20 protein-coding genes and 1 tRNA gene are annotated in these 22,203 nt (G+C 49.5%); 5 read left to right on the forward strand and 16 right to left on the reverse strand.

What is annotated here, in order from left to right; translation table 11 throughout:
- Window positions 1–33: 33 nt before the first annotated feature.
- The 13 genes from LAT75_RS00765 to guaB all read right to left on the reverse strand — a co-directional run bounded on the left by LAT75_RS00765 (window position 34) and on the right by guaB (window position 10,161).
- Window positions 34–118 (reverse strand) — tRNA-Ser (locus LAT75_RS00765).
- Window positions 119–140: 22 nt separating this feature from the next.
- On the reverse strand, window positions 141–1,019 hold the full coding sequence (gene atpG / locus LAT75_RS00770; RefSeq protein WP_291480702.1) for an ATP synthase F1 subunit gamma: 879 nt from the start codon (window positions 1,017–1,019) through the stop codon (window positions 141–143).
- A gap of 1 nt (window position 1,020) precedes the next feature.
- Complete coding sequence (gene atpA, locus LAT75_RS00775) at window positions 1,021–2,646, reverse strand: F0F1 ATP synthase subunit alpha (RefSeq protein ID WP_363320494.1); 1,626 nt, start codon at window positions 2,644–2,646, stop codon at window positions 1,021–1,023.
- Window positions 2,647–2,683: 37 nt separating this feature from the next.
- Entirely contained in the window at window positions 2,684–3,229 is a 546-nt protein-coding gene (atpH, locus tag LAT75_RS00780; RefSeq protein ID WP_291480704.1) for an ATP synthase F1 subunit delta, read from the reverse strand.
- A gap of 6 nt (window positions 3,230–3,235) precedes the next feature.
- Window positions 3,236–3,745 (reverse strand): F0F1 ATP synthase subunit B, encoded by a 510-nt coding sequence (gene atpF, locus LAT75_RS00785; protein WP_291480705.1) that lies wholly within the window; start codon window positions 3,743–3,745, stop codon window positions 3,236–3,238.
- Between the two features lie 91 nt (window positions 3,746–3,836).
- Window positions 3,837–4,073, reverse strand: a complete 237-nt coding sequence (atpE, locus tag LAT75_RS00790; RefSeq protein ID WP_291480706.1) for an ATP synthase F0 subunit C — start codon at window positions 4,071–4,073, stop codon at window positions 3,837–3,839.
- Window positions 4,074–4,136: 63 nt separating this feature from the next.
- Window positions 4,137–5,231, reverse strand: coding sequence for a F0F1 ATP synthase subunit A (gene atpB / locus LAT75_RS00795; RefSeq protein WP_291480707.1), 1,095 nt, complete (start codon window positions 5,229–5,231; stop codon window positions 4,137–4,139).
- Complete coding sequence (locus tag LAT75_RS00800) at window positions 5,224–5,619, reverse strand: hypothetical protein (protein WP_291480708.1); 396 nt, start codon at window positions 5,617–5,619, stop codon at window positions 5,224–5,226. The genes atpB and LAT75_RS00800 overlap by 8 nt, the downstream gene beginning before the upstream one ends.
- Complete coding sequence (locus LAT75_RS15610; RefSeq protein WP_363320493.1) at window positions 5,616–5,846, reverse strand: AtpZ/AtpI family protein; 231 nt, start codon at window positions 5,844–5,846, stop codon at window positions 5,616–5,618. Before LAT75_RS15610 ends, LAT75_RS00800 begins: the two co-directional genes overlap by 4 nt.
- A gap of 57 nt (window positions 5,847–5,903) precedes the next feature.
- Window positions 5,904–6,314 carry a polymer-forming cytoskeletal protein gene (locus LAT75_RS00805; RefSeq protein ID WP_291480709.1) on the reverse strand — a complete coding sequence of 137 codons (411 nt, stop codon included), beginning with the start codon at window positions 6,312–6,314 and terminating at the stop codon, window positions 5,904–5,906.
- Between the two features lie 5 nt (window positions 6,315–6,319).
- On the reverse strand, window positions 6,320–7,141 hold the full coding sequence (locus LAT75_RS00810; protein WP_291480710.1) for a M23 family metallopeptidase: 822 nt from the start codon (window positions 7,139–7,141) through the stop codon (window positions 6,320–6,322).
- A gap of 169 nt (window positions 7,142–7,310) precedes the next feature.
- A complete protein-coding gene (locus LAT75_RS00815) occupies window positions 7,311–8,660 on the reverse strand; it encodes a glycosyltransferase (RefSeq protein ID WP_291480711.1) in 1,350 nt (449 codons plus the stop codon).
- A gap of 22 nt (window positions 8,661–8,682) precedes the next feature.
- Window positions 8,683–10,161, reverse strand: coding sequence for an IMP dehydrogenase (gene guaB, locus LAT75_RS00820; RefSeq protein WP_291480712.1), 1,479 nt, complete (start codon window positions 10,159–10,161; stop codon window positions 8,683–8,685).
- A gap of 47 nt (window positions 10,162–10,208) precedes the next feature.
- On the opposite strand from guaB, the gene LAT75_RS00825 reads away from it, so the two are divergent.
- The 3 genes from LAT75_RS00825 to LAT75_RS00835 all read left to right on the forward strand — a co-directional run bounded on the left by LAT75_RS00825 (window position 10,209) and on the right by LAT75_RS00835 (window position 13,730).
- A complete protein-coding gene (locus LAT75_RS00825) occupies window positions 10,209–10,409 on the forward strand; it encodes a hypothetical protein (RefSeq protein ID WP_291480713.1) in 201 nt (66 codons plus the stop codon).
- Between the two features lie 73 nt (window positions 10,410–10,482).
- On the forward strand, window positions 10,483–12,999 hold the full coding sequence (locus tag LAT75_RS00830) for a cation:proton antiporter (protein ID WP_291480714.1): 2,517 nt from the start codon (window positions 10,483–10,485) through the stop codon (window positions 12,997–12,999).
- A 17-nt stretch (window positions 13,000–13,016) separates the two neighbouring features.
- On the forward strand, window positions 13,017–13,730 hold the full coding sequence (locus LAT75_RS00835; RefSeq protein WP_291480715.1) for a hypothetical protein: 714 nt from the start codon (window positions 13,017–13,019) through the stop codon (window positions 13,728–13,730).
- Window positions 13,731–13,942: 212 nt separating this feature from the next.
- Here LAT75_RS00835 and LAT75_RS00840 read toward each other — a convergent pair whose 3' ends face one another.
- Together LAT75_RS00840 and LAT75_RS00845 are read right to left on the reverse strand one after the other, a co-directional pair.
- A complete protein-coding gene (locus LAT75_RS00840; RefSeq protein WP_291480716.1) occupies window positions 13,943–15,211 on the reverse strand; it encodes a glucose-1-phosphate adenylyltransferase in 1,269 nt (422 codons plus the stop codon).
- Window positions 15,212–15,241: 30 nt separating this feature from the next.
- Window positions 15,242–16,678, reverse strand: coding sequence for a glycogen/starch synthase (locus LAT75_RS00845; RefSeq protein WP_291480717.1), 1,437 nt, complete (start codon window positions 16,676–16,678; stop codon window positions 15,242–15,244).
- Between the two features lie 343 nt (window positions 16,679–17,021).
- Here LAT75_RS00845 and LAT75_RS00850 point away from each other — a divergent pair, with 343 nt between their 5' ends.
- Both LAT75_RS00850 and LAT75_RS00855 read left to right on the forward strand, forming a co-directional pair.
- On the forward strand, window positions 17,022–17,942 hold the full coding sequence (locus LAT75_RS00850; RefSeq protein ID WP_291480718.1) for an ABC transporter ATP-binding protein: 921 nt from the start codon (window positions 17,022–17,024) through the stop codon (window positions 17,940–17,942).
- 15 nt (window positions 17,943–17,957) lie between these two features.
- Window positions 17,958–19,262, forward strand: a complete 1,305-nt coding sequence (locus LAT75_RS00855; RefSeq protein ID WP_291480719.1) for an ABC transporter permease — start codon at window positions 17,958–17,960, stop codon at window positions 19,260–19,262.
- 620 nt (window positions 19,263–19,882) lie between these two features.
- Here LAT75_RS00855 and LAT75_RS00860 read toward each other — a convergent pair.
- Window positions 19,883–22,201, reverse strand: a complete 2,319-nt coding sequence (locus LAT75_RS00860; protein WP_291480720.1) for a HEAT repeat domain-containing protein — start codon at window positions 22,199–22,201, stop codon at window positions 19,883–19,885.
- Window positions 22,202–22,203 lie beyond the last annotated feature (2 nt).

Genomic DNA, 22,203 nt, shown 5'->3' on the forward strand with positions numbered 1-22,203 from the left:
AGCCTTCACTTGTGATGAAGGCTTTTTTTGATGCGGAGAGTGAGGGATTCGAACCCCCGGAGACTTTCGCCTCAACGGTTTTCAAGACCGCCGCAATCGACCACTCTGCCAACTCTCCTGAGTTTCCAAATATAATAAATTTATCCGTTCAATGCTTCAGCTCCGGAAACAATTTCTGAAAGTTCTGTCGTAATGGCTGCCTGACGGGCCTTATTGTAGCTCAGGTTCAGATGTCCGATAATTTCTTTCGCGTTTTCGGTAGCGTTATCCATAGCAGCCATACGTGCACCCTGCTCGGAAGCATTTGACTCAAGGAGGGCACGCCACAACTGCATGTTAATATGAAGCGGGATTATATTATCCAGGATTTGGGCCGGATTAGGCTCAAAGATGTAATCAATATTATCGAAGGAATCTTCCTCGGTTTTATCAACCGAAACCGGAAGCAGTTTAGTAAAAATGCGGTTTTGAGCAATCACACTTTTGAACTCATTGAATGCGATATATACGCTGTCATATTCCCCGCTTTTGAAAGCCGCTGCAACTTCCGCAGAAATTTCAGCAGACCGATCGAAACGGAGGTTATCAAAGAAGCCGTTATTTTTCATAACTACCTTAAAATCGCGTTTACCGAAAAAATCTCCGGCTTTACGACCGATGGTAATTACGGAAAGTTTTCCGTTTTCTTTGAAGCCAGGAAAACGCTCTTTCAACGAATCGGTAACAAAGCGAAAAAGGTTGCTGTTAAAGCCCCCGCAAAGACCGCGGTCAGAACCTATAACGATAAGCAGAACATTTTGCGGATTCTCAACTTCTTTCATGAAAACGTTCTGAGATTCCGTACTGCTGCTCAATTTTTCGATAACAGCTTGCAAACCGGCCACATAGGGCCGGGTTGCAAGCACGTTTTCCTGGGCCTTGCGAAGACGAGCAGCGGCAACCATTTTCATGGCTTTGGTGATTTGCTGCGTACTTTTTACCGAAGATATTCGGTCCCGTATTTCGCGTAAATTGGCCATATTAGTTTGCTGAGGAGCTTAATATTTCATCTTTGGCTGTTTTTGCCGCTTCAATGAACTTCGCTTTTGTATCATCAGTGAGGTTTCCTGTTGAGCTGAGCTCATCCATCTCTTTCTGATACTTCAGATGCAGGGATTCGAGATAGTTTTTCTCAAAAAGCTGAATTTTATCAACTGTAAGCTCACTCAATACACCTTCATTATTAGCAAGCAGTACAGCTACCTGCTCTTCTACTGAAAGCGGCGAATATTGCTTCTGCTTGAGCAGCTCTACCGAACGCTCTCCTTTTGCGAGCTGCCGCTGCGTTGTAGCATCGAGGTCAGAACCAAATTTAGCAAAGGCTTCGAGTTCACGATACTGCGCAAGATCAAGTTTGAGCGTACCTGCAAGTTTTTTCATCGCTTTAATCTGTGCAGAACCACCCACACGAGATACAGAGATACCAACATCAATAGCAGGACGCACACCTGAGTTAAAAAGGTTAGTTTGCAGGAAGATCTGACCGTCCGTAATAGAAATTACGTTAGTCGGGATATAGGCAGAAACGTCACCGGCTTGTGTTTCGATAATCGGAAGCGCAGTTAATGAACCGCCGCCCTTTACGAGAGGCTTCAGTTCATCGGGTACGTCATTCATACGCTCTGCAACAGCCTGGTTCCGGTTGATTTTCGCAGCGCGCTCGAGAAGACGGCTGTGCAGATAGAAAACGTCGCCAGGGTAGGCTTCGCGTCCCGGAGGTCTTCTCAACAGAAGGGATACTTCACGATAAGCTACAGCCTGCTTGGAAAGATCATCATAGATAATCAAAGCATGGCGGCCAGTATCTCGGAAGAATTCACCAATAGCAGCTCCAGCGTAAGCGGCAATGTACTGAAGAGGTGCCGGAGCTGTTGCGGGTGCAGATACGATAGTAGTGTACGATTTTGCGCCTTCGCGCTCCAGAATCTGATTTACCTGAGCAATAGTCGAATTTTTCTGGCCTATTGCTACATAAATACAGTAAACACCGTTACCGTCTTTTTTATCGTGAGAAGCTTTCTGATTCAGGATAGTGTCGATTGCAATTGCCGTTTTACCGGTCTGACGGTCACCAATAATCAACTCACGCTGCCCACGACCGATTGGAATCATCGAATCGATGGCTTTTATACCGGTCTGAAGCGGTTCACTAACCGGCTCACGGTACACAACACCTGGTGCTTTGCGTTCAAGGGGCATACGGATGGTCTTGCCTGAGATCGGTCCCTTGCCATCAACAGGCTTACCGAGAGGGTCAAGCACGCGGCCAAGAACGCCTTCACCCACTTCGATGGAAGCAATGTTTTTGGTTCGCCGAACCGTATATCCTTCCTGAATAGCACTTGCAGAACCGAAGAGTACAATACCAACATTGTCTTCTTCGAGGTTGAGTACCATTCCCTGAACAGGGTTTCCGTCTTTGTCTCTGGAATCGGGAAGCTCTACGAGCTCACCCGCCTGGATTTTGCTCAATCCGTACACACGAGCGATACCGTCCCCTACTTCGAGAACTGTGCCTTCATCGTAGATATCGGATTCAGACTGAAACCCAGCCAGTTGCTTACGCAGAATGGCGGATACTTCATCGGGTTTAACGTGGCTCATAATAATATTGAATTAAACTCAGTCTTAAATCGGTATCGGTTTAAATTGCTGCTTTGAAAAACAAGTATTGAAGCTGTTCGAGCTTATGTTTAACAGAACCATCAATTACGGTATCATCAATTTTAACAACAAGGCCGCCAATGAGGCCGGGCTTATGTTTGGTTATTAATTCAACCGTTTTCCCTGTTTTCACTTCAAGTGCTTTTTTGATGCGGGATAGCTGCTCAGCTTCGGGCTGTTCGGCGAAAAACACCTGAACAAGCTCGATGCCTTCATGCCTGCGGTATGCATCAATAAAAGCCTGCATTATACCGGCAATGAGATTAAAGCGCGACTTCTCAGCAATAAGATCAAAAAAGGCGTTAACCTCGGCAGATACCGACTTACCAAAAAGTTGTTTGATAGCTTCCCGCTTTTTGTCAGCTTTTATTACAGGGTTCCGCAGAAACAAAACAAGCTCCCTTGAATGCTGAATGGTTTGATGAACATGTTCAATGTCCTTCAGTACCCTTGGTAGCGTTTTGGTTTCCAGGGCGAAACCCAGGAGTGCGGCTGAATATCGCCTTGCAGCTTTTGAAGGAATCATCTGGGATTAATTCTTGGATATTCCGTCGATAAAATCATCGACAAGCTTCTTGTTTCTCTTTTCGTCAAGTTCGGCGTTCAGGATTTTGGAGGCTGCTTCAAGTGCGAGTTCAGCTACATGCGACCTGAGCTCGAGCATTGCCTTTTGTTTTTCCTGTTCAATGGTTGCCAGAATCTGTTGTTTTACAGCTTCTGCTTCCGAACGTGACTTTTCAATAATATCGACACGAATCTTTTCGGCTTCTTCTTTAGCCTCTTTACGAAGGCGCTGCGCCTCAACCTCTGCTTTCCGAAGCGCTTCATCGTTGTTGCGGGAAATTTCTTCCGCACGCTTCATCGCTTTTTCGGCAGAATCGAGGGATTCCTGAATGCTCTTTTCACGCTTTTCAAGCGCAGCAAGAACCGGACCCCATGCAAATTTGCGAAGTGCCAGCAGGAATATAACGAAGGTGATTCCGATCCAGATAACAATACCGGGCTCGAAATTCAGCAGTGCATTTGCTAAAACCGGATTCATGCGTTTTAAAGATTTCGGGACCGTTTGCCTTACACCGGCATACTACCAGTGTTTAATGCACACGGCCGTAGGTGGAAAAGATTGTTTCGTATTAAGTATTTGCAAGAATAATGCAGATTACCAGCGCAAAGAAGGCAGCACCTTCAATAAGACCGGCGGCAATAAGCATAGCTGTACGAACATCGCCGGCTGCTTCTGGCTGACGTGCCATGGCATCCATTGCGCCTTTTCCAATCATACCGATTCCGAAACCAGCACCAAGAAGAATAATCCCGGCACCAAGACCGGCTGCGAGGTGGGCCATGTCAGCGAATTGAGTAACGTCCATAATAGTAACTCCTAAACGTGTAAGTGTATTTAGTTAACTGTTGTTGAATGATGATTGTGACAATCAGTGTGCTGCAGCTGTTTCTGCATGATGGTGCTCATCGTGATGGCTGTGATCTTCCAGAGCCATTCCGATAAACAATGCAGAAAACATAGTGAAAATGTACGCCTGAAGGAATGCAGCAAAAACCTTAAGCGCATAGATAAACAGTGTAAAGGGAACCCACAGCAAAGCTGATGCAAGTCCGAGACCGGCACCGTAAAGCCCGGCGAAAACGAATATCATGCCGAGCATGCTTAGAATGAGCATTTTCCCGGAAAGCATATTTGCAAAAAGACGAACTGCCAGTGCGAACGGTTTGGTAAAAAGGCCAAGCACTTCAACCGGGATCATAATAATGAGCATGAACTTGGGGATACCCGGCATTGCGAACACGTGCTTCCAGTAATCTTTGGTACCGTTCAGGTTCACCATGAAAAAAGTGGTGATTGCAAGAGCCGCTGTTACTGAAATATCTGAGGTAGGTGTTTGCCCCCATGGCGCAAGGCCAAACAGGTTCATGAAAAGAATCATAAAAAAACAGGAAAGCAGATAAGGGGCAAACTTCATGTATTTCTCTTCCCCAATATTTGCTTTAACTACTTCGTCCCGCAGATATACAATTAGGACCTCCGCAAAATTCATACCTGCACCTTTTGGTGCAGTTTCGCGGCCAATGCCGGCTTCATATTTGCGGGCCATGCGGCCGAAAATAAAGAGCGTAAGAAAACCCGCAAGCCAAAACCAGAGTATATGTTTAGAAATCGAAAGATCAAGAGTTACCGGAGTGCCGTCAGTTCTTACAAGTTTGTACGTTACCGGACCTGATTCGCCTGCAACAAAGGCCTGAGGATTTTCTACGTAAAACTGATCCTGAAACAACCCGCTGTTCATGGCACTTTTAGTTGAGCCAAAAAAATGAAAACCTTCTGAAATCAGAATCCGTGGCAGATACAGCTTCGGAAGTGGTTCAAACTCAATGTAATACCTATCCCCTAACTTGGCAATTACGTCAATATCCCCGTAGTTTCTCTCTTCATCTTGCGCAATAACAGTTGTAGGTGTAACATACAACAGAGCAAAAAGCAGCAGGAATGCAGTACGAACAAATTTATTCATTACGTAATAATTGCGGGTTGTCTTTGATTTTGAGTACAAAAATAATTTCCAATACAGACTTGATAATATAAGCAATAAACAGACTAATTATAAAGCCAAATTGGGGGAGTTCTGTCAAAAAAATAATAATGAACACCATAATCAGCATAGCTAACATCCGAAGCCCCATGCCCCCCATCACTTTGAGCATGAATACATTCATTCCTGCATGAATTCCGCCTTTAGCGAAATACAGAGCAGTAATGGCGTTGAGGCTTGTTGCAATCAGTGCAATTATGTGGCCTGTGAGCAAATCTGTACTGTAATAATAATGAAACAGCGCCAGGGCTGTAAGGAACAGAAATGCATCAATAGCAAGTAAATATAGCAGAAACTTACGCCACATCACAGCTTATTCTTTTTTTTGTTGTGCCGGTCCTTTTCATTCAATTCCAACGCGGTTTTATAAATGGTCCAGAGCATAGATATGAAACCCAGAAATATACCTGCAAGCATAAGCCAGGGGCCGGTATCATAGCGATTGTCGAGCCACACACCAATCAGAACAGGAACGGACATGGTAATCCCCACTTGCAGCCCAAACTGTATGTATTGCCCGAAACCCCTTACATCCATTAATTTAGACTGTTTTTTTTGGGTTTATGCACGCTAAAACTGCGGCTCTTCGCTGTCTTATTTTTTTGCACCTTCTTTATCAAGCGAGATGGTACTGCCCATTCGGCAGGCTCCGTCAAACTTTGCCCCTTCTTCGATCAGGAGGACATTCGTTTTAATATCACCGGTTACGTGGGCTGACTGTCGTAAAATAAGACGGTTAGCGGAAACAACATGCCCGTCAACTTTACCAGCGATATCTGCATCTTTAGAATTAATGTTTCCTCTTACAACACCACTTGCAGAAACAATGCACTTGGCTTCGATTTCGATTTCTCCATCTACTGTACCGGAGATACGGATGTCATTTTTCCCCGAAATAATACCCTGAACTGTTGTTTGCTCGCTTACCATGTTAATTGCCGGCACAGACTGGTTGTCCTGAGCCGGAACAGTTGATTCAGGCTTATTTTTTTTTCTGCTAAACATATGGTTTAGTTTAAGTTGGTGAATGATTCAGATGGATTTAGTGCCACACCGTTTCGCCATAGTTCAAAATGAAGATGTGGCCCTGTTGTAAGCAGACCGGAACTTCCTACACGCCCGATTATATCTCCACGCTTAACAAAATCGCCCTTTTGCCTTGCGAGGCTTTTACAGTGCTTATAAATGCTCGCAAATCCGTTAGTGTGCTGTATAATAATTACATTGCCATATTGAACCGTAAACGCGCTGAACAGGATCACCCCGTCGGCAAAAGTCCGTATGACCGTACCCTCAGCGGCAGCAATGTCAATTCCGGTATGGCCTGTTGAAATATCAAACCGCCTTGTTACTGTACCTTCAAGCGGAAACGGCAGAGGCAAATCCCAGTCAGACGAAAAAAACGCTTCTGAGGAATGAACAATCTCCTCCGGGCTCAGTCCGCGTACCTGCGTAAATGCATCGCCATCCTCTAACTCAAAAAAAGCGGGTGAAATACTAAAAATTTCAGGCCTGTCTTCTGCATTTATGCCGGTTGCAAATGTCGTGTCGGTACTTTGCATTAGGGCCAGCTTAAAGTTACTTAACTGAAGTTCGTTTGCATGAAGTGAATCTCTCAAAACTTCAATTCTGTCTCTGATTTCCACAATCTGCTCCCGAACAGCCTGATCTTCTCTGTTAAAAAGAAGTGTACCAAGCGGTGTAAGGAAGAAAAACAAAAACATAAGGCCGATCACAATCAGATGCGACAATACCACCAAGCCTAACATCTTACGTGGTACAATGGTGTAAGGCTTGTTGGTATCGTGTGCCTGACCCTGCCATAGCAACACGGTCAGTTTTTCATTGCTGAAGGATGTTATACGAGAAATAAAATCAAGCATCCGGTCAGTGCGAAACTTTGGTTGATTCCGGCATAAGCCGCTATTTTTGTGATTTGCTTAGAACGGCTAAGATATGATGTTTACAATCAATTTCTCAGATTTCTTTAGCCCGATTGTTTCATTTTGAAAATTCCTGAAGCTCATCCAACAACCCGCCAAACTCACGTGCAATGGTTTTCCGGCTGAACTGCTGCTTAAAAGCACTTTCTGCCCGGGGCAGCGTTTTGCCTTCCCAATCCCGGTACATCTTTTCAAGGGCTTTTGCCTGTTCGACAGCTTCATTCATGCCGCAAATATATGCGGCCCCATAGGATCTCAGCAGATCAGCGGTTACCCCTTCAGGCAGATATGCCAGCACCGGCTTACCGCTGCCAATGTATTCAAAAACTTTGCCGGGGGTTACGGCATCAATTTTGGGGATGTTGCCAAGAGTAAGGAAAAGGGCATCAGCTTTCATCAGGTTTTCGACAGCCCGCTGATGCGGCACATATCCCAAATCTTCTATGATATCATTTAGCTGAAGCCGGCCGATGACCTTTCGGTGCGCATCTGTGAGCCCGCCCTGAAACTGAACACGAAAGCGGCTTCTTTGCTCCGGGTTCCTTTTCAAAAAAATACTTATGCTCACCAACAGCGCATCGGGTGCTATGCCGCTGTAAAAACGGCCGCTGTGCAGCAGCGTGAATGTTCTGAAACCCGCCGCTTTGGGTGCGCTAACTTCCCCGGTGATGCCTTTGGCAAAATTCTCCGGGTCGTAGCCGTTTGGAATTACGTAAACCTGCCCCGCCCGGGCCCTTTCAACCCGTTTCAGAAGAGCGGTTTTGTAGGCTTCATTAACAACGGTAATCAGGTCTGCAGCGGCAAGGGTTTTGGCTTCGATGGCTTTCATCCTGCGGTAATGCCAGCGTGTCGGATAGCTGATCCAATGACTTTCCAACCAGTCATCCCGGAAATCCATAATCACCGGCAAACCATATTCCCTCTTAAGGCGGGCTGCAAGCAGCAAATTGCTGTACGGCGGCGCCGTTGCTATAACGGCCTGAATTTTATTTCGGGCGATGAGCTCACGGGCCTTTTCGAGGGCCGGTTCGATCCAGCCTGTTTTATTATCCGGTTGGAAAAACCAGGCTGTTACAGCAGAAAGCAGGCGTGTTTTCCACTCTTTAGGCTGAACCTGAAGCCTTTCGCCCCCTGCTGCAGATGCCATAAAATGGAAAAATGTTCTTGCCTTTACCCGCTCAATGTGAATACGCCTGTGCTGCAGTTCTTCGAGCAGGCTCTCATCAAACTGATAATATGCACCGGGTTCCGGAGCTAAAATTACGGGGTTCCAGCCATAATCCGGAAGGTACTTTGCAAGTTTTGCTGGCCGCTGCACACCACTTCCGCCCATGGGTGGAAAGTAGTAGGCAATGATCAGAACTGTTTTTGCAGGAGGTTGCAGCGAAGGCGCTTCCTGTTTTTCCATTTATTTCAGGATGTATGGCGGTTTAGCGCATCGAATAATTGGGGGATTCTTTGGTGATGTGTACGGAGTGCGGATGGCTTTCCCTCATACCTGCCGGTGAAATACGCACAAACTCAGCCTGCTGTAAATCGCTGACCGAAGCAGCGCCGCAGTACCCCATGGCAGCACGAAGTCCGCCGTTCATCTGATACACAACTTCAGATAAAGTACCTTTGTAGGGCACACGGCCTTCTATGCCTTCCGGCACGAGCTTGCGAACGTCGTCTTCCACATCCTGGAAATAGCGGTCTTTGCTGCCCTTGCTCATGGCGCCGATGCTGCCCATGCCGCGATAGGTCTTGAATTTCCGGCCCTCATAAATAATGGTTTCTCCCGGGCTTTCATCTACCCCGGCAAACATTGAGCCCAGCATCACCACATCTGCCCCGCCCGCTATTGCCTTGGGGATATCTCCCGTTTGCTTTATACCGCCATCGGCAATCAGGCCGATACCGTTTTCGCGGGTATAGGCGGCAACCTCCATTACTGCACTCAGCTGTGGTACACCAACGCCGGTTACGATACGTGTTGTGCAGATCGAACCAGGGCCAACACCTACTTTCACGGCGTCGGCACCGGCTTTGTGCAGGGCTTCCGCAGCCTGACGCGTAGCGATATTTCCGCCAATTATAACAAGCCCGGGGAATTTGGTCCTGATGGCTTTCACCATATCAAGCACCCCCTGTGAATGACCGTGTGCGGTATCAACCACAACTGCATCTACTGAGGCATTCACCAATGCGGTAACACGCTCCTCGGTATCAGCTGCAATACCTACTGCTGCGCCAACGCGAAGCCGGCCGATATCATCTTTACATGCGTTAGGGAAATTCTTTTTCTTTTCGATATCCTTAAAGGTTATGAGGCCAACAAGGGTACCATCTGAATCAACAATCGGGAGTTTTTCGATTTTGTGGGTCTGAAGCAGGGTTTCGGCTTCTTCAAGCGTTGTACCGGCCCGGGCGGTAACAAGGCGGCCTGCAGTCATAATCTGAGTGAGTTTACGGCTGAAGTTGGTCTCAAAACGCAAATCGCGGTTGGTAACAATACCCAGCAGTTTTTTCTGATCATCCACAATCGGAATGCCGCCAATTTTGTGATGGCTCATCACGTCGCGTGCCTGCCCTACAGTAGCATCGGCGCCCAGCGTTACCGGATCAACAATCATTCCGCTTTCGCTGCGCTTCACCAGCCTCACATGCTCAGCTTGTTCAGCTATCGTCATGTTTTTGTGAAGGATTGCCATACCACCTTCGCGGGCCAGGGCAATGGCAAGCCGGTATTCTGAAACGGTATCCATTGCAGCAGCAAGAACCGGTATATTCAGCTTCAGATTACGGGCCAGAATTACAGACGTATCAACATTACGCGGCAGAACCTGTGAGTGTGCCGGAACAAGCAGCACATCATCATACGTGAGACCCTCGCGGGTAATTTTATGCGGAAAAGGTTGATGGGACATAGTTTTTAACTGGTTTCAGGATAGCTCTCAAGATAACTAAATATGCTTTGCCGGATGAAACCGAATTTATAAGTGTTCAGCCCAAAACTGCTGCACAAGGCTTAGCTGATCGGGTCGTATTTGAACCTCTCTTCCCGCTCAACTGCTTGGTACAGTATCTTCACCCTTATATTACGGGAAAAGCAATCGTTGAAATTTTCCTGCAAATTGGTATTATCCCGCTTAATGAAATAAGCAAAAGATTCTGAGTGCTTATGAATCAATCGGTTTTCAGAATGGTTAATTTTAGGTACAAACTCATTTCACTCAATCCCGGATACTTTGGATTCCTTTTTTCAGCTTAACCTTCCCGTTAACGACCCGGTTCTGATTTTTGCTATCGTGATGCTCATCATCCTGCTGGCACCCATGGTCGTGCAGCGCCTTAAAATACCGGGCCTTGTGGGAACCATCCTTGCCGGAACCATTGTAGGGCCGAGTGTACTCGGTCTTCTTGAGCGCGATCAGACCATCATTCTGCTTGGTACCGTAGGCCTGCTGTACCTGATGTTTATGGCCGGTTTGAGTATCGACCTGAATAAATTTGAAAAGAATCGTAACAAGAGCCTCATTTTCGGCCTTATTTCCTTCCTCATACCTCAGCTTGCGGCATTACCCGTTGGGATGTATCTGCTTGATTTTTCTTTGGCTTCCTCTTTGCTGCTTGGTTCCATAGTAGGCTCTCATACCCTGCTGGCATACCCGATCGCAAACCGGATCGGCATTACCAAAAATACAGGTGTAACAATGGCCATGGGCGGTACTATTGTTACTGATATGCTCTCACTGCTGATTTTGGCGATTGTAGCCAATTCACTCGCCGACGCTACCGGCTTCACCTTCTGGCTTACTTTTGCAGTTCTGGTTATTGGATACACCGCTGCCATTTTGCTTGGTTTACCTGTAATCGGCCGCTGGTTTTTTAAAAATGTGCGCAATCAAACCAATACAGAATATGTATTTATGATTGCATTGCTGTTTATTTCAGCTTTCCTCGCCGATTTGGTTGGCCTGGCACCCATTATCGGTGCCTTTCTCGCAGGGCTTACCTTAAACAGACTTGTACCGGAGAGCGGCACCCTTATGAGCAGGGTGCAGTTTGTAGGAAACGCTTATTTTATTCCCTTTTTCCTTATTTCAGTAGGGATGCTTGTTGATGTAAAGGTTATGTTTGAAAGCTGGGAGGTATGGGCTCAGACCGCTGCATTTACAGCGCTTGTACTATTCGGAAAAGGCTTCGCAGCTAAACTCACCCAATGGATCTTTAAATTAACGCCTGAAGAAGGATGGACCATCGCCGGGCTCACCATTCCGCAGGCCGCAGCAACGCTGGCCGTTACACTTGTTGGCTTCGAAATCGGCCTGTTCACTCAAACCTCAGTGAACGCAGTTGTACTTATGATTCTGATCACCTGCCTCATCGGGCCCAGCTTAGTAGAGCGGTACGGGCGTAAAGTAGCCCTAAAGGAAGCAAGCCAAAGCTACAACCCTCTGGATGCTCCGGAGCGTATTCTGGTACCGCTTGCAAATCCTCAGACGGCCGAGGCCCTGATGGATATCGCTATGATAATCCGGAAGAAAAACTCAACAGAACCACTTTTCCCGCTCACTGTAGCGCGTAGTTCCGATACTGCCGACAGCGACGCCCGGGTTGCCGAAAGCGAGAAAATGCTGAGTCATTCCGTTGTTCATGCCGCTGCCGCCGAAGTACCGGTTCTGCCCGTAACCCGCATCGATATGAATATCTCAAACGGCATTATTCGGGCCGTGAAAGAGCTTCGTATCTCACATGTCGTAATTGGCTGGAACGGGGAAATTTCTGCCAGGCAGCGCATTTTTGGTACCGTACTCGATCAGCTTCTGGAACAGAGCAAACAGCTTATTATGGTTTCAAAGATTGACCATCCGCTCAATATCACCGAACGTATTTTCCTTATAGTACCTCCTTATCTCGACCGGGAACCAGGCTTTACCGGCGCCATGCTCACCATCAAAAATATGGTGAATGAGATCGGCGCTGAACTTCTGGTAGTTACTTCTCGCAACAACCATCAAACCCTCAAGCAGCTTGTCGAAAACCAGGAACCAGAAATCGAAGCCGGCTACATAGTACTCGATGAATGGGCAAGCCTGCTCAAAGATGAGCGGATTCAGTTCAAAGATGAAGAAGACCTGCTAATTCTGCTCAGCACCCGTAACGGCACCGTTTCATGGGATGCCAATCTCGAGCGCCTGCCCCGCATTATCGCCCAAAACTACCCCGGCGTAAACTTTTTCACCATATACCCCAGTGAAATCACCAACGACGACAGCCAGCAAAGTTATGTTTCTTTCGATAACATGCACGATATCCCCGATATTCACAACGAAAACGTGAATTTCGAACTCGATGATATGGATGCACACCAGGCCTTGCGGGAGCTGATGGGCAAGCGGTTTAATTCTAACCCGGTTGAGCTTTCTGAAATTATCGAAAAAGTACTCGCACAGGAAATCGACAACCTGCCGGGCGAACTGCCGGGCGTTGTTCTCACCAAAACCCGCTCAGTAAACCTGCAGGAGCCTGCTCTTTTCATGGGTATAAGCCCTAACGGCATCTCATACCCTAATGTGGAGGAAAAAGTAAAACTCCTGTTTGTGCTTGTTTCACCGGCATCCCACAGCACACAGCGCAACATCCGTACCCTCGGCAATATTGCACGAATGCTGGGGCACAAAAAAACCTATCTGAAACTTAAAGATGCCCGTACCTTTACCCAGATTAGTAAAATTATCTTTGACGCCCGGTCCGAATTTTAACCCCTGGTAACCAAACTATGTTTTTTGTTTTTGATATTGAAACCATTCCCGATATCGCTCTGGTAAGGCTTGCTCTTGATCAGCCCGATATGCCGGAACCTGATTTACTGGAACTTGCAGGTGAGGAGCTTGCCAAGAATAAATCCGGCTTTTTGCCACCCATGTTTCACCGTATAGTTGCCTGGGTTGGGCTCTGGATCGATAACGAGGGGCAGCCCCGCAATAAAGCAGAATGGCACGGAACAGACGAGAAAGAAGGCATTCAAAAACTGATTGACGTCCTTCGCATTTACAAAGATTTCGGGCTGATCCATCACAACGGCCGCGGCTTCGATTTGCCCCTGCTCACCTACCGCAGCCTCAAACACGGCCTTCAGCTGCCGCACCGGCTCAACACCCACGATATAAAGTACCGGTACAGCCAGCAAAATGTTGACCTTGTAGATCAGTTCAGTAATTTCGGTGCAAGTTCATGGCCCAAGCTCAAGCATTTGGGGCTGCTGCTCGGTATCCCCTTCAAAAAAACGGGTGAAGGAAACGCCGTGTACGAAATGTTTCAACAGGGCAGCCTTGCCGCCATTGAGCACTACTGTTATGAGGATGTAATCGCGACCTACCTGATCTGGCTGTACATGAAGTTCAACAATGGCGAATTCCGGCCCGAACACTTTGAAGGGCTGCGCGACCGCGCCCTTGCCAAGCTGCTTGAAATTCAGGCTGAGGAGCCCTGATTGCCAACACGTCCCTGCATGCAGTGCACCTAAGGGCACAAGCTTGCCAAGATTGGAGTCTGGCAGGGTTTCCGGCTGAGTGCTCTTGCTAAAGCAGTTTGTTGGGGGTGGGATGTGATAGCGGGTGTAAGTCATAAAAAAGCCTGCCTGGCATTTTGCCGGGCAGGCTCTTTATTTTCAGGATGAGGGAGAAAACCTCCGCAACATCAGACTCAGATAACGGTACCGTCTTTTATTACAGAACTCTTCGGCACAACCACAATGCCGTCCACAACGGAGTACTGATCGTAATTGCCGTCCTCAAGGTGCGTTCCGCCGTTGATTCGTACATCATTTCCGATTCGGGAGTTCTTATCGATGATGCAATTCTGAATGAAGCAACGTTCACCGATTCCAACCGGGGGCAGGCTCGCATTCTTTGTAGCGATTTCATCAAACCGCGGGAAGTAGTCATTCCCCATCACGATACTGCTTGCAACAGTTGTGCCACGGCCAATACGCGAGCGGATACCGATAAGCGAATTTTCGATACGGCTGGCTTCAATCACCGAGCCTTCAGCCACAATGGTGCGCTCAAGCGTAGTGCCGCTAATTTTCGAAGCCGGAAGCATTCTTGCACGGGTGTAAACCATATTGGCAGTATCATAAAGGTTAAACTTCGGCATTGCTGTTGTAAGCTCGAGGTTGGCTTCAAAAAACGACTTGATGGTTCCGATGTCTTCCCAGTAACCGTCATAGACAAATGAACTGACCTTACGGCCGTTCTGAATTGCTGCCGGGATAATTTCTTTACCGAAATCTTTGGCTTCAGGCTGCTCATCAAAAAGCTCCTTCATTACCGAGCGGTTGAAGATATAAATACCCATTGATGCCAGATAAACCTTGCCCTCATTGCGCAATTCATCCGAAACTTCAGAACTCCAATCGCCGAGTTCCTCTTTCGAAGGCTTCTCCACAAATGAATCAATAGAACCATTTTCTGCTACTTTCATGATGCCAAAACCGGTTGCATCATCGGCATTAACCGGAATTGTTGCGATGGAAACCTCTGCTCCCGAAGCTTTATGCGCCGCAAGCATGGTCTTAAAATCCATCTGATACAACTGATCGCCCGAGAGAATCATCATGTACTCAAAATCATGATTATCCATGTGATGTATCGACTGCCGCACCGCATCCGCAGTACCCTGAAACCAGTTTTGGCTGGTGATCGTCTGCTCGGCTGCAAGCACATCCACAAAACCCGGATTGAAGGGGTCGAAGCTGTAAGTATTTTTGATGTGCCGGTTCAGGGATGCTGAATTAAACTGCGTTAGCACATATATTTTCCGAATGTTATTATTCAGGCAGTTTGAAATCGGGATATCCACCAGGCGGTATTTGCCTCCAATGGGCACAGCCGGCTTCGAACGGCTTCTCGTGAGCGGATACAGCCGCGAACCCTGTCCGCCGCCTAAAATTACTGCAAGTACATTTTCCATAGTTCTGAAAGGGTTAGATGATTGATAGTTTCAGTTAATAAGCTCTTTGTAGAGATCCAGGTAGGTCTGTGCGGAACGGTTCCAGGTATAATCCAGGCCCATAATTTTCTTTCGGTTGGCTTTAAACGCTTTTTGATCTTCAAATAAATCAGTTGCCCGGTACAGAGCATGGATCGCGTCTTCGAGGGTAAAATGGCGGAAACGGATGCCGTAGCCGCCTTCCTCCCCGATATCACGAACCGAATCTTTCAGCCCGCCTACTTCCCGCACAATGGGGATGGTTCCGTAGCGCATGGCGTACATCTGGTTCAGTCCGCAGGGTTCAACCCGCGAAGGCATGAAGATGAAATCCGAACCCGCATAGATGCGGCGCGACAAGGTTTCATTATACTGTATGGATGAATCAAAAAAGCCGGTGTACTCAGCTGACATCATGCGCAGGCGCTCCTGCAGCCAGTGGTCGCCGGTTCCGAGCACAACAAAGGATGCGCGGCCGCCCTGCTCAATAAATTCTGAGATTACGGACGGCAGAAGATCAGCCCCTTTTTCTTTAACAAGCCTGCCGATAAATGCAATCAGCGGGTAGTTTGTATTCAGGTTGAAGTAATCACAGATCAGGCGCTTGCTCTTGTCCTTGCCGCTTTCAACCGTTCTGGCATTGTAGTGATACTCGAGCATATGGTCGGTTTTCGGGTTCCAGACCTCATCATCAATCCCGTTAATGATTCCCGTACACTTGCCCCTCTCTGCCCTTAGCAAGCCTTCAAGGCCACCGGCAGAGTCCTGAAGCTCATCCATATAAGTCTGAGAAACCGTAGTAACTTTCCAGGCTTTCCGGATGCCCGCTGATAGCGAATTAAAACGTCCGCCCCAGTCCAGAAAACCACGCTGACCCGGTTTTACCGAGGGGATAAGGTCCGCCTTGCCCATATCATAATTGCCGTGATACTCGCCGTTATGTATAGTTACAATGGTCGGGATTTTTTCCATGCCCGTAAAGGTGTCCGTAGCGGTAATTAAAAACGGAACCAGTGCGGTATGATGGTCGTGGCAGTGCAGCACATCCGGATAGGTAGAAAAGGTGCGAATCCACTCCAAAGCTGCAAGCTGAAAACTCAGATAGCGCTCAAACTCATCCCAAAAACCATAGCCTGAATCTGCATCCACATAAATGCCTTTGCGGTCGAGGCGGCCCGGTACATGCACCAGATACAGCGGGAACCCCAGCTCATCGCCCTCTACCTTATGGATTTCAAAATGAAACATCTGATTTCCCATCCACGTACTCGCCGCGTGCACAACCTGAATATTACGCTCATTTATCCACTCATTGTTGTATCTCGGCATCACCACCCATGCATCGGCCCCCAGGGCCTTCTGATATTTAGGCAGCGAACCTACCACATCTGCAAGCCCGCCGGTCTTGGCCACCGGATAACACTCAAAACTTAAATGTATTATGTTCATAAACTATTTTCTAACTATATATAAGGACTGATAAACGGCTTATAAGCGCCGTTCAAGGCGTGTTATTTTGCTTGTAGTATAAAGCTAAGCAACCTAATTATGAAATAGATTGTCTTATTTCATTTTAACATAATCAATTATGCTTTCCCCTTGCAGCGGCAAGGGTTAACTTCACGGCCGTTAGTCAGATTAAATGAACCCTACCGGTACAGCGTTCGTAAGCTGCCCGCCTATTCACCAGGCCTTCATTTTGAACAAAACAGCTTTTAATGAACTTTAAAGCCAGTTTGCTCAAGCATTCAACCCCAACGCCTCATTCATCACAACCCACATACAATCCCACATGTCAATTATTCAGGTCCAGCAGATTGTAAAACGTTACGGCTCTTTCACTGCCGTTGATGGCGTAAGCTTCAACGTTGAGAAAGGGCGTATTTTCGGGGTGCTCGGCCCCAACGGTGCCGGCAAAACCACCACCATCCGGATGATCAATTTCATCACCATACCCGACAGCGGGCAGGTGCTCATCAACGGGAAGCCGGCCAGCGCCGAAAGCCAGAAGCTGATCGGCTATCTGCCTGAAGAGCGCGGCCTCTACAAAAAAATGAAGGTCGGCGATCAGCTGCTCTACCTCGCCCGCCTGAAGGGCATGAGCGACCGCGACGCCCGCAAATCCCTCACGTACTGGCTCGAGCGTTTTAAAGCTACCGACTGGCTCAAAAAGCAGCTGGGCGAGCTCTCCAAAGGGCAGCAGCAGAAAATTCAGTTTATCTCCACCATCGCCCACGATCCGGAAATCTGCATCTTCGATGAGCCCTTCAGCGGGCTCGACCCCATCAACGCAGAACTGCTGCGCGAGGTCATTCTGGAGCTTAACCAGAAAGGCAAAACCATCCTCTTTGCCACCCACCGCATGGAACAGGTCGAGCAGATGTGCGACGATATCTGCCTGTTCAACGAAGGCAAGCTGCTGCTCACCGGCTCCCTTGCCGATGTTAAACGCTCTTTCGGCAACAATACCGTAAAGCTCTCCTTCATGGGCGACGGCGGCTTCATCGACCATCTCGAAAACGTGCGCATCAACAACCGCTCGGCCAACTTCGCCGAAATCCGCCTGCTCCACGGCACCACCGAGCAGGACGTCCTCCAGAACGCGGTAAAGCACGTACAGCTCACCCACTTCGAGTTCGTGCAGCCCAGCCTCAACGAGATTTTCATCTCTACCGTAAGCAACGCCACCGCCAACGCCACCTCAAAAGCCTAACCCCAACCGGCCTCCATGATTGACTTCAGCAAATTCCTGATCATTTTCAAACGCGAGTACATCACCCGCGTAACCAGCAAAGCCTACATCCTCACCACGCTGCTGGCGCCGCTCATCTTCCTGGCGTTTTTCATCATCCCCGTACTTGTGGTGCTGCTCACCCCCGACACGCAGCGCAGCGTAGCCATTGTTGATGAAACCGGCACCATCGCCCCCCGCATGATCGAAACCGATCCCGATAAATACCTCCACCTGCCCGAGCTCACCCTCGAAGAAGTGCGCGAGCGCGTAACCGACGGCCGCCTGCACGGCTTCGTTGTGGTAGATGAAGACGTAATCGCCGGCACCCGCACCGCCGAGCTCATCTATGCCGGCACTGGCGGGGTAGCCTTCATTACCGAAGTGCGCTCTGCCCTGCGCAACGCCATACGCGACGAAAAACTCGACCGGGCCGAAGTAAGCCCGGAAGTACGGCAAATCATGAACGAGCGCATCGCCCTCAGTACCCGCGTACTCACCGAAACCGGCGACGAAGAGCAGGATACCAGCGCCCTGTTCGTGGTAGGCCTGCTGCTCGGCTTTGTGATGTACATCTCCATGTTCGTGTACGGCGGCATCGTGATGCGCGGCGTAATCGAAGAAAAAACCAGCCGCATTGTAGAAGTCATCGTCTCCTCGGTGCGCCCCTTCGAGCTGCTCATGGGCAAAGTAATCGGCGTCGGTGCCCTGGCCGTAACGCAGTTCGTATTCTGGGCACTGGCCATCGGCGGCATTTCGCTGGCAGCAACGCCCATCATGCTGTACTTCTTCGGCAGCCGCGCCACCGAAGCCGCTGGCGGCGACACCGCAGCAGCCGTTCAGGCCATCGAAAGCGAGCTGCCCTTTACCATGCCCGAGATCGGCATCGGCCTCATAATCGGCTTCCTGGGCTTCTTCATCCTGGGCTACCTCATGTACAGCGCCCTCTTCGCCGCCGTAGGTTCCGCGCTCGAGTCAGAAACCGAAAACCAGCAGCTCACCACCGTAGTATCGCTGCCCATCATCATCCCGATACTGTTCATCAGCCCGGTATCCTCCGATCCGGATTCCACCCTGGCGCTCGTGCTGTCGCTCATCCCGCTGTTCAGCCCCATCATCATGCCCGTGCGCATGGCCGTGATGTCGGTGCCCGCCTGGGAAATCGGCCTCAGCTTCGTACTCATGACCCTCACCTTCCTCGGGCTCATCTGGCTGAGTGCCCGCATCTACCGCGTCGGCATCCTCATGTACGGCAAAAGCGCGAGTTTCAAAGAGCTCGCCAAATGGGTGCGCTACAGCTAAACCCAAAGGCCGTAAAACCGCGGGATTTTTTTTATCGGGTGAAAAGGAAAGTGCCGCGGTACAGCCGCCCGCCGTGGCCGGCTGCAGGCCACGGGGCATCCCTTAACTGCGGGGCGGATGGCACCCGCCTCATAAGCCTCACACCCTCCCTACAGGAAAAAAAGGCGCTTTCGGAAACCGGCTGCCGTGCCCAACACGGCTGCTGCTCCGAAAGCGCCTTTTTTGATGCGAAAAGCTCAGAAGGCCGCCGCACGAAACCCCACAAAATTACCGGGCAGCCTGACTCTTTTTGGGGTCCGGCTCACAAAAATCCAGAGACGATTTGATGTTCAAAATTGCTGAACTGCCTCCCAAAGGGGCGATCCCGATGGGGTCGGGGGTTTGGGAGCATTTTCAGAGGCTATAGGTATATCCCTTCATCGGGCGCGGGGATTGAGAGAACTCCCGGCAACAACTACCTATCGGGCTTTTGCCGGCAACCAGCAGAAAGCCCCAACTCCCGTGCATGGTAAGAGCCGGAGCCGGCGCAGCACAAAGCGGCCGCGCAGCTTTTACATCATAAGTCAGGCAATCTCACGCGCAGACCCAGGCAACAGAAGCACTAAATTGATTGCAGGCTGCTAAAACGCTTCGAGCACTACCCGGATTCGCGGATCGCGCTCTACGGCAAACCGTTGCTCGAGCAGATTGTTCATCTGCGCATCGTCGAGGGCACCGATGTAACGAAGCGCAAGCAGCCGCATGCGGGGGTCGGTATCAGCAATCAGAAGGGGCACAAGTTCCTGCAGCTCAGGGGCCCGGTTGTTCCGCGCCAAAGCACTCAGGGCCGTTGCCCGCATCTGATAGGGGAAAGACTCCATCAGCACAATTTCATAGCTCGTATCAACAGCTACCATACGATCAGAGAGTTCAAACAATTCTTCAACTACGGCAGCGCGAATTCCGGCCGGACCGCTGCCGCCGAGCAACGAGCTTGCCAGCTCGGTAAACTGCTCTTCTGAAGCCACCTCACGGAAAATCCGCACAGCGCGCACTGCGGCTTCTGAGTACTGTGCGCTCTGCGCCAACCTTCCTGCAGCCGAGACCACTGCCGGGTTACCGGGATAATTCCGCAGGGCATTGAGGGCTGCGAGGAGCTCCTCCCCTTCTGCCGTAGAAACCAAATCCAGGAATAGCTGCTGTGTGCCGGCTGCTCCGCGCACAATATCACCAATTGCTCCGATAAGTGCTACCCGAACAGCTGCTGAGCTTTCAGCGCGAAGCAAATCACGAACGGCCAGCTGAATATCGGGATCTTCCCGGAATCGTGGCAGGTTTTGCGCAGCTGCCACCCGCTGAGCAACAGACGGACTGTTTCTGAGCTGATGCAGCCACATGCTGAGATCTTTCATCTCCCTAAACAGAAAATCGGGTGCACCGTCGCCTGCAATCACATTTTGTGGCCGGGATTCAGCGGGCAGCACAAACTCCCCTCCTGCACGGAAAACGGTGAGGGTATCGCGGCGGAGCTCGCCACCGCGGAAAAACAGCTCAAGCGGCACGCGGATGCTGTCTTTCTGCACCGGCCCCTGCGGATCAACCGTAACTGAAATGCCGCGCTCGGCACTGTAGCCAAAAACAAGCTGTACCGGCAAGGGAGCATGTTCTTCGGGTACCGCCCGAAGCTGTTCGAAATCGGTTTCTGGCAGGGTTCTGCCTGAAGCCCGGTACCAAACGCGCTGAAAATCATGCCAGTTACCTACCGGATCTTCTCTGCGCAGCTGATTCCGCATCTGATCCTGTAAAATAAACTCTGAAAAGCCGTCCAGCTCATTAAGTGCCTGCTGCCAATAATGGAAATGCTGTACCAGCAAATGATCCCAATAGCTGAAATTATCGGTTTCAGGCCATGCCTGAACGTTTGCATGCGGGGCATCAGGTTCGAGCTGCTGCATTAGGGCCGCCTGATGCAGCAGATGCACGCCTGCACCCGCTACAGTTTCGGGTCTCAGTAAAGCGCCAAACCACTGTGCTGTCACAATTCGGTCGATCTGCACCTTAATAGGGGAAATAGCTGCTGAAACAATCCCTACTGAAGCCGCCGACAAACGAGGCTCCCACAAATGGTCTTCGAGCAAAACAAGCGTGAGCCCTTCAAAGGGGTACTCTACACGTAGTTTGCGGGTAAGGGCACTCAGGCTGCTGATGGTTTCACGCATCAGTTCTTCCCGAACCTGCTGAGAACCCGTGCGGGCTTCGCCATATACCCTGATGCCCGTAAGGCCCAGCAGATTTTCCACGTACTCAAGGTTTCCGGCAAAGAACACAAGATCGGTAGAAGGAACAGGCACCTCTGAGCGCCAGATAACCTGTTTCCGCCTCCCGTCGGCCGACCTGGAACGGAAGTAATAGCCGTTTGATACCACCTGCATTTCTTCAGGCACTTCAATCATCATACGTGTTGTGAAGGCCACCCGCGGATGCTCAAAAACCGGAATCCACTCGGCGCGCCGGTTTGGGGCAAGGCTGGTAAACAGGGTTCCGGCTGCCGTACGAAGTAACGCCTGCGGCTGTTCGGCCCGGTAAAAGATAATCAGCTCGAAAGGCCGGGTTGGTTCCGCAAGGTAGTCAGCCGGATTAAGGGTGATGCGGTCATTTTCATAGACAAAGGCCGCTTCCTGATCGTTAATGAGTACTGCGTCAATTTTAAGGCCGGCTGCATGAAGCGTGAGTGCTTCAGCGAAAGCATGCCGGGCATAAACCGTGTACGAAGCTGAACCACTCAGAGAACGCTCGGCCTCATCAAGGCTGAGAGCAGCTTCAAGATGGGAAAAATGATAATCAAGCACCGGATGCTCTTCGTAATCCAGAAAACCCGCCTGCCCCTTAACACCAGTGGGGATTACAGACAACAGCAAAAAGAACAATAAAAAAGGACTGGCCTTTTGTGCGAAATTCATAA

The sequence above is a fragment of the Cyclonatronum sp. genome (assembly GCF_022565315.1).
Lineage (GTDB): Bacteria > Bacteroidota > Rhodothermia > Balneolales > Cyclonatronaceae > Cyclonatronum.